The organism is Lysinibacillus sp. UGB7 (assembly GCF_049058285.1).
GTDB classification, from domain to species: domain Bacteria; phylum Bacillota; class Bacilli; order Bacillales_A; family Planococcaceae; genus Lysinibacillus; species Lysinibacillus sphaericus_B.
This window is the reverse complement of sequence record NZ_JBMGUV010000047.1, coordinates 26,726-32,725: the sequence shown is the minus strand read 5'-3', so window position 1 is coordinate 32,725 and position 6,000 is coordinate 26,726. Positions and strand designations below refer to the sequence as shown.

Here is a 6,000-nt window from a genome sequence, read left to right as displayed (position 1 = left end):
CTTCCCTACTGATTGTTAGTTGAACCAATCGGGCTTTTACGGTCAGTTGGTCGTCCACCTCTTATCTTTCAACTTGAGGTGGCGGCTTACTGACCATTCAAAAAATGTTACATTAAGGCTGTCCAAAAGAGCCATTTTAGCTTGATTGGACAGCTTTTTTTATGTAGAAATAGTCCTTCGTTGTCGTATTAGCTACTGTTAAATAATCGACTTATAAAATTCTCTTTTATCGTTTGTATCATTGAACCAGTTGGTACTGCGATCCTTATCTTTAATGGTAAAAAAATAAATGAAAATAAAGCGAAACCTCCAATCTAGGTTAGCCGTATATAGTAAGTAGATTGGAGGCTTTTCCATGGCTACATTTTCACTTACATATCCAAAATCATTAGATAGACTTTCTAATTTGCCGATTGTTAATGAGCACGACGAAGCAGTTTGCGTACTTCAAAAAATCGAACGTTCAACTATAGGGAAAGTGCTTAATACAATGCTCTTGATTGCAACGCAGGATTCACTACCACAACATTATGAAACACGTACTACACAAGGAACTCCACTTTTTCGAGTGCAATCTACACTATTCACTAAAGGCGTAAGTCACCAGCTAATTATGCCTGATGGTAGCATTTTGCCCATCCAACGGAAAACTGTTCAACTTTTAGAATCTTCCTATTCTTTTACGATGGATAGTCTTATCTTCCGCTTTGAAAAGGACTTCACTTCAACTGCTTATTTATATTGCAATGATGAAAAAATTGCGAGTGCATGTTATGTAGAAAATAGCATGGTACGGGAAGGTATCGTCTATAAACTCTTCCATTCAGACGATACTTTATTCGTGGCATTATTGGCTTCACTTTACCAATCTCTATTTGTAGGGAGTAACTAACTTCACTTTATGTTATAATTCAAATCATTCTACAGAGTTGTGAGGCGTAATATGAACGGACAACATCGAAAAGACATCCACCCTGGTCTTGAGGTCAACATTATCCTCAAAAAAGATCAGCGGTCAGGTGTAAAAACAAAGGGCATTGTAAAGGATTTATTAACAAACGCTGCTTTCCATCCACATGGAATCAAGGTCCGCTTAACTGATGGACAAATCGGCCGTGTTTGTGACATTCTGCAAAAATAAGATAGCTGGTTATCTCTTATCGAGGTAGCCAGCTTTTTTACTTACTAATGGCTACTTAGCGATGAACGATAAATATTTTCATAAGCTTCCCTACCTTTTCATTATGTTAAATGATAAATTATTGCAGGCTTAGCCTGCACTCTTAACTATCTGAACAGACACTTCCCAGTTTTACAAAAGGCCACAATGTGACTGTTCCTACTATGGAATCTTGAGAAATAAAACCAACATTTTGGTGCCGACTGTCTATACTTCTACGACGATTATCGCCTAGTACGAAAAAATGTCCTTCTGGTACAGTCATTTCACCTAATTGCTCTTCTAAAGTGAAATCATATGTAAAATCCCCTTTATCTTGTAGGGCTTCTTTGTATTTCATTAAATATGGCTCTTCATACTTCTCGCCATTTATATATAAATCATCATCTTTATACGAGATATGATCTCCAGGTAAACCTATTATTCGTTTAATATAATTCGTATCTTCATTTTCTTCAAAGACAATAATGTCAAATCGGTTATAGTCCGTTAATCGAGGGCCTATTTTGTTGATTAATACTTTTTCTCCATCTTTAAAAGTAGGCATCATGGAAGCACCATCTACAATTACGGGCGACAGGATGAAATAACGTACTCCCATCATAAAAATTACCGTCAGACCTATGATCTTTACCCATGCCCATACTTCATGTTGATCTTTCTTCTTTGTCAAAGTAAACACTCCCATCCTTTAATGAGGATATCCCATTATACGTCAATAGTGTATACGATTTACTAAGCAAAAAGTTCCGGTAAGTCTTCGCTTGAAATACCCCATTAGCAATTGCATGTCACAAAATAAAAAAGCAATATGTACAAATTGAAATATACATATTGCTTTTTGTTATTAGCGAATTGTTTTTAAAGCTGTTGTCCATGGAATGACTTGATCTAACATTTGGTTTACTGAATCAGCTTGCACATCTTTTGGCTTAAATACTGAGCCGTTTTCGAAGTCAGTAAATAAAGATAGTGCTGGATGTACACGAACATCAGCTACTAATAACTCTCCAAGGATACCTCGTAAGTGTTCTGCAGCACGCGCTCCACCAACAGAACCATATGAAACAATACCGGCTGCTTTGTTATTCCATTCTTCACGTAAGTAATCTAAAGCATTTTTAAGTGCCCCTGAGATGGAATGGTTATATTCTTGAACAATGAAGACAAAGCCGTCACATGCAGCAACTCGTTGAGACCATGCTGCTGCTCCAGAAGCATCTCCACCCGGCTCACCTAGCAAAGGTAATTTAAATTCAGCAATATCGATAATTTCATATTCTGCATCACGACGTTTTTCTGCTAATTCTTTAACCCATTGACCTACTTGTGGGCTTAAACGTCCTTCACGTGTACTACCTAAAATAATCCCAATTTTCAACATTTCTTTTCCTCCTTGTTGTTCATCCGTTGAACTGAAACCGAATAATTTTTTTATAAAATTCAAGCTCGTTGCCTCCCTATCCTCCTTGAATTTTAAGGAAAACAGCTCTCTAAGCCATGGTGTACAGGAATAAGTTCCTTTATACACAATTGACTCATAATTTATCGAGAGCACGTAATAATTAATATCTTGAATTCGAGATATTAATAAAAAAAATATAAATTCATTGTTATGAATTTACTTCGAATCCCTCTACTATCTTGAATTCGAGATAAATTTAACATACCATAATCATCATTGTCAATTGTTTCGTTTCAGATTTTTCTTTTCTCACTAAAAAAACAAGAGACACAACGCTTTGCATAATTGAGTCTCTTTAAAATCCATTTATTTTATTTTGAGTGGACGCTCTAATGCAGCTAGTTCATCTTCAATCGAAGCGAACTGTCTTTCCATTACATATTTGGCATCTGCAATGGCTGCATTATAAATGTGCGGTGCTACATATTCCTTCACAAAATCGAATACTCTTTCAGCCTCAAATTCCGTTATATCCTCGTCTCGATTGTTATAAAAAAAACGTTGAATGTCTGCGATTATTAACTCTTGTTGATCCTTTGTTAAACGAATAAACAAAAAAATCTCCTCCTCTCTATTAGTACACAACCGATTATCACTTCAAACTGCATCTATTTTTTCACAAAAAGACTGAATTATCATCATCGTATAATTCAGTCTTTTGTTTCTTTATTGTTTACATTCAAATGAATAGCTTGTTGATAAAAAATTTTTTTCCTTGGCGACAATGGCTTTACCACCATCATCCTCACATTGCTGTGTCATCGCTTCAATTTTCTTTTCATTCATATTATTGGTCATCAGCGTCATGCCTCCCCCAAATACAGCAATCATCAGACCAATAATAATCCATAACTTGCCAGCTTTATTACCGGCAGGTCGCCCATTTCCCACACTAATTCCCCTCTCTAAACAAATAAAAACGGTTCTGTATCAATGGTAGATTGTACAAATTCCACTGTTAATTTTTTATCTTCACACATCGCTGCCATTTTTTTAGCTACACCCGCGATCATCACTTTTTCTACATGATGGCCAGGATCCACGATTTGCAGACCAATAGATTGTGCATCTTGTGCTGTATGGAAATACATATCGCCTGTTAAAAACACATCTGCCCCCGCACGTTTAGCTGTATAAATATACTTATTGCCGTCACCACCAACAAGTGCTATCTTTTTAATCTTCGACTGTAAATCACCAACGACACGTACTGTTGGAACATCTAGCTGCTGCTTTACAAATTCTGCAAACTCATGCAGCGTCATTTCCTTTTGCAAATAACCAATACGTCCTAGGCCCATGACATTTGTTCGCTGGTCTAAGCGAACCACATCATATGCAGGTTCCTCGTAGGGATGCACATTTAACATCGCCTTTAATAGACGATTTTTGATAGAGGCTGGGAATACGACTTCCACTTTCACTTCTTCCTCGACATGTAACTTACCAATCGATCCCACATGCGGATTTGCTCCTTCTAACGCACGGAAACGTCCTTCTCCGATTGTGGTGTAGCTACATGCTTCATAAGATCCTAAGCGCCCTGCCCCAGCCTTTGCTAGCGACTCCCGTAGTTCCTCTGCATTGACAGAGGGAATAAAAACAGACAGTTTGAGTACATCCTCTGCATATGTTTCTTCTAATATAGCACGATTTTCAAGCTGTAGAGCATCAGCCAGTAAATCATTGACACCGCCTTCAGCTACATCTAAATTTGTATGTGCTGCATAGACAGCTATATCATGCTTTATAAGCTTTTCATATAATTGTCCCGCTGGATTATCCGTGCGAATGTTCGCAAGACGTCTAAAAATGGGTGGGTGATGCGCTATAATAAGCTCACATCCTTGCGCAATGGCTTCATCTGCTACTGTTTCGTTGACATCCAATGTGACTAAAACTTTTTTTACAGGTTTATTTAACGTGCCGATTGCGAGTCCAATGGGGTCGTTCTCCATGCATGCTAGTTTTTTAGGTGACCATGATTCAAACAATTGGATAATTTCTTGACCGTTTACTGTTTTCATCTCATAAAACCCCTTCCACTAACTTAAGTTGAGCTATTAACTCTGCGCGTTTACCTTCAATTTCAGGTGTTTGCTCTGCTCCTTCAATAGATTGTAAAACACGCTGCCAATTTTCTTTTTCACGCGTCCATTTTTTTATGAATGCTGGCGCTTTACGCAGCATTAATTTTGGACCATATAAAATTTCTGATGCAGTTAGCTCCATCGTCCCTCTTTGCAATACAAGAATTTCATAAATTTTATCATCTTCTTCTAAAATTTCTTCATCCAGAATCGCCCAATTATTCGCTAATGCCCATTCACGAATTACTTTTGCATGAATATTTGGCTGCAAAATAAGTCGTGTAACACCTTGTAGGCTTTGAGGATGTTTTTCTAAAATCGACACAATTAGCGGTCCGCCCATACCTGCAATTGTAACTGTATCGACATGATCAGTCACTTCCACTGCTGCTAAGCCATCAGCTATTCTCACTGTAATTTTATCTGTTAAGCCTTCTTTTTGCACTTGTCCCACAGCTGATTCAAACGGACCTTTGACCACCTCACCCGCTACTGCGTAAGAAGCAATCCCTTTATGAATTAAATAGCAAGGCAAATAGGCATGGTCACTGCCTATATCAGCAACTACCGCACCTGTTGGAACAAATTTAGCCACTGTTTCTAATCTTTTTGATAATTTTTGTGCGTTCATTTTTTACCGCCTACCTTATATAGAGTCCACTCTAGTATGTATGATGTCGTACAAAAAAACAAATGGAGCTGTCTCAAATTTTGAGCAACTCCATCAAAATAATAGAGGCTGTACCAAAAGCGTTCAAACACTTTTAGTACAGCCATAGTCAAACTATTTTAGAGTAGAAATGTATTCAGCGATTGCTTTTGCTTCCGCTTCATTTTTCATTCCTGGTGTCATTGGTGTGCCTTCAATACCGTTAGTTAATACATCTACGATATGAGCTTCATCTAATCCGTGTAGGTTTGGACCAACACCACCAGTTAAGTCACCACCGTGACAACCGATACAAGATTGTACTAATGCAGAACCATCATCAGTAGCTTCTGTAGTTTCGCCACCACCCTCATGTTCTGCAGCAATTTCTTTCTTGTTATCTGCTCCTTGTATAGACATGAAGAAAATAAGACCAATACCAAATGCCAGAATTAAGATGTAAGGAACGACTGGATTGTTTTTCATGTGTTTCCCCTCCTCATTTTTAAATCTACTTCTATTATAATATAGAATCAGTCAACATCTAATATTGTACTGCATTAAACAAGAAACGAAAAGCCCTATTCGCTAAGTTTTCCTATGTTTGTAACAAATT

General features: G+C 37.5%; 9 protein-coding genes. 2 read left to right on the top strand and 7 right to left on the bottom strand.

The features are described 5' to 3' along the window. The first annotated feature begins 355 nt into the window (after window positions 1-355). Complete coding sequence (locus tag ACOMCU_RS25850) at window positions 356-892, top strand: tubby C-terminal domain-like protein (RefSeq protein WP_421051945.1); 537 nt, start codon at window positions 356-358, stop codon at window positions 890-892. Between the two features lie 51 nt (window positions 893-943). Then, on the top strand, window positions 944-1,141 hold the full coding sequence (locus ACOMCU_RS25845) for a YwbE family protein (RefSeq protein ID WP_010859891.1): 198 nt from the start codon (window positions 944-946) through the stop codon (window positions 1,139-1,141). 142 nt (window positions 1,142-1,283) lie between these two features. On the opposite strand, the gene lepB is transcribed toward ACOMCU_RS25845, so the two are convergent. The 7 genes from lepB to cccA all read right to left on the bottom strand — a co-directional run bounded on the left by lepB (window position 1,284) and on the right by cccA (window position 5,870). After that, window positions 1,284-1,853, bottom strand: a complete 570-nt coding sequence (gene lepB / locus ACOMCU_RS25840) for a signal peptidase I (RefSeq protein ID WP_010859892.1) — start codon at window positions 1,851-1,853, stop codon at window positions 1,284-1,286. Window positions 1,854-2,027: 174 nt separating this feature from the next. Next, entirely contained in the window at window positions 2,028-2,627 is a 600-nt protein-coding gene (locus ACOMCU_RS25835; RefSeq protein ID WP_010859893.1) for an NADPH-dependent FMN reductase, read from the bottom strand. 324 nt (window positions 2,628-2,951) lie between these two features. Beyond that, window positions 2,952-3,200, bottom strand: a complete 249-nt coding sequence (locus ACOMCU_RS25830; RefSeq protein WP_421051943.1) for a DUF2164 domain-containing protein — start codon at window positions 3,198-3,200, stop codon at window positions 2,952-2,954. A 111-nt stretch (window positions 3,201-3,311) separates the two neighbouring features. Continuing rightward, window positions 3,312-3,536 (bottom strand): hypothetical protein, encoded by a 225-nt coding sequence (locus ACOMCU_RS25825; protein ID WP_010859895.1) that lies wholly within the window; start codon window positions 3,534-3,536, stop codon window positions 3,312-3,314. A gap of 14 nt (window positions 3,537-3,550) precedes the next feature. Next, window positions 3,551-4,672 carry a Nif3-like dinuclear metal center hexameric protein gene (locus tag ACOMCU_RS25820; protein WP_010859896.1) on the bottom strand — a complete coding sequence of 374 codons (1,122 nt, stop codon included), beginning with the start codon at window positions 4,670-4,672 and terminating at the stop codon, window positions 3,551-3,553. Between the two features lies 1 nt (window position 4,673). Continuing rightward, complete coding sequence (locus tag ACOMCU_RS25815) at window positions 4,674-5,366, bottom strand: tRNA (adenine(22)-N(1))-methyltransferase (RefSeq protein WP_010859897.1); 693 nt, start codon at window positions 5,364-5,366, stop codon at window positions 4,674-4,676. 153 nt (window positions 5,367-5,519) lie between these two features. Beyond that, a complete protein-coding gene (gene cccA / locus ACOMCU_RS25810; protein WP_010859898.1) occupies window positions 5,520-5,870 on the bottom strand; it encodes a cytochrome c550 in 351 nt (116 codons plus the stop codon). Between the last annotated feature and the right edge of the window lie 130 nt (window positions 5,871-6,000).

What these genes read in the sequence shown, in the direction of transcription:
- ACOMCU_RS25815 (WP_010859897.1), bottom strand. Translation starts at nt 5,366, where the DNA reads ATGAACGCACAAAAATTATCAAAAAGATTAGAAACAGTGGCTAAATTT.
- ACOMCU_RS25845 (WP_010859891.1), top strand. Translation starts at nt 944, where the DNA reads ATGAACGGACAACATCGAAAAGACATCCACCCTGGTCTTGAGGTCAAC.
- ACOMCU_RS25850 (WP_421051945.1), top strand. Translation starts at nt 356, where the DNA reads ATGGCTACATTTTCACTTACATATCCAAAATCATTAGATAGACTTTCT.
- cccA (WP_010859898.1), bottom strand. Translation starts at nt 5,870, where the DNA reads ATGAAAAACAATCCAGTCGTTCCTTACATCTTAATTCTGGCATTTGGT.
- ACOMCU_RS25820 (WP_010859896.1), bottom strand. Translation starts at nt 4,672, where the DNA reads ATGAAAACAGTAAACGGTCAAGAAATTATCCAATTGTTTGAATCATGG.